Annotated in this window: 1 protein-coding gene; it reads right to left on the reverse strand. The window is 62.2% G+C overall.

All coding sequences use genetic code 11. The annotated features are described in order from the left end of the window. Nucleotides 1–34 precede the first annotated feature (34 nt). The gene (locus tag H6A21_RS10715; RefSeq protein WP_428840765.1) at nt 35–1,621 is read right to left on the reverse strand and encodes an IS3 family transposase; all 1,587 of its coding nucleotides are present in this window, start codon (nt 1,619–1,621) and stop codon (nt 35–37) included. Nucleotides 1,622–1,670: the final 49 nt, after the last annotated feature.

Raw genomic sequence — 1,670 nt, forward strand, 5'->3', positions numbered from 1 at the left:
GGGACTGCGGTGGGAATCCTGGACCAAATCCATCCTATGCGACTAGCCCCAAATCCCTTCGGTACTGCATGGGGCTCTTGTAATCCAGGTCGCTCTTGATCCTGATGTCACGATACCATCTCAGATACGCGTCGAGCATGGTGATGAACTCCTCGATTGTAACCCCATCCCAGTCGCGTCCGTAAAAGAATTCCACCTTGAGCCTTCCGAAGAAGCCCTCGCACCTCGCGTTGTCGGGGCTGCAGCCCTTCCTCGACATCGATCTGACCAGGCCGTTCTCTTCGCATATCTTTATCCAGCCCGGCCAGCGATAATGACCGCCTCTATCCGAATGCACGGCCGGGTGGTCGCCCTCGTCGAGCCACTCGCACGCTCCGAGCAGCGAGGAGTTCGCCATCTCGGCATCGGGGGACGTGGAGATCGACCAGCTCAGCGGCATCCCGTCGAAACAGTCGACGATCGGCGAGAGATAGGCCTTGCCGGCGGGGATGCGGAACTCGGTGACGTCCGTTATCCATGTCTCGTTCGGGCTGTCGGCGCGGAAGCGGTGCTTTCCCCGCTCGTCTAGCAGTAGGTTCGGAGGCGCTGCGGACGTCTCGCCCTCGTAGGAGCTGTAGCGCCGCTTCTTCTTGGCGGCGCATGCGACCAGGTTCTCCTCGGCCATAATGGCGCGCACGGTCCACTCGCCGACTCGGCCCTCAGATCCAGACCCGGCGTTGACCTCGGCGACGATGCGCCTGTAGCCGTAGGTGCCGCCGCTGGATTCGAACGCCGCTATCACCGCCTCCCTGGCGGCCGCGTGCTCCTCGGTCTCGCCTTTGAGCTGCACGTTCCTCGCGTACTCGTAGCTGCTCTTGGCCATGCCCACCACGGGGAGCAGCTCGCAGAGCTTATACTTGGTCCTCAGCGCCGTCACCATCGCCGCCTTCTCCGCGTTGGCCAGGCGGTCCGGGTCGGCGCCCGGGTCTTTTTTTACTATCTCGAGGGTCGCCTGGCGTACGTCGAGCTCAAGCTGCACCTTTCTGAGCTGCATCTTCGCCTCTCGCAGCATATCTTGAAGCTGCTCGATGTCATCGGGCAGGTCGTCGAACTCCTTGCTCACGGGTTCTCCCTTCTTCTCGGGTCCCCCGTCATTATCGCCCATCATCTCCCTGCGCCAGAGGTAGGGTGCGGTCCTCGACACGCCGTGGCGCTCGGCTATCACCGCGGCGGGCCCAGTCCTCGCCTCCAGCTCCGCCACCACCTGCACCTTCTTCTCGATTGGAATCGGCGGCGTCTTTGGGTTCGGGCCCCTATACTTGCGCTGCCCGGGCGCTATCTCGTCGATCCAGTCGCCGAGCACCTCGCGGCTCTTGGGATATCCCAGCGCCCTCATCGTCCTCACCAGGCTCTTTCCATGCTCGAGGTAGTGCTCGACGGCGCGCTGCTTCATCTCTGCGGTGTACCTCGGATCGGTGGCGAACTTGCTCTCGGGCACCTCACCGGTTTTCTTGTACTCGTTCCACCAGTTACGCAGGCAGGCTCTCGTCGGATATCCTAACTCTGCGACGGTGTCGGCGTAGCTATGGTCGAATTTGATGAAGGTCTCTATCGCGCGCTTCCTCTGCCCCTGGCTGTACATGAGGTTCTCCTCCTGTCCCGCTTTGGTCCAGGATTCCCACCGCAGTCCC

This window comes from Collinsella tanakaei (assembly GCF_016902615.1).
Classification (GTDB): domain Bacteria; phylum Actinomycetota; class Coriobacteriia; order Coriobacteriales; family Coriobacteriaceae; genus Collinsella; species Collinsella tanakaei_A.

Coding starts and splice junctions, on each gene's coding strand:
- H6A21_RS10715 (WP_428840765.1), bottom strand. CDS start 1,621: ATGTACAGCCAGGGGCAGAGGAAGCGCGCGATAGAGACCTTCATCAAA.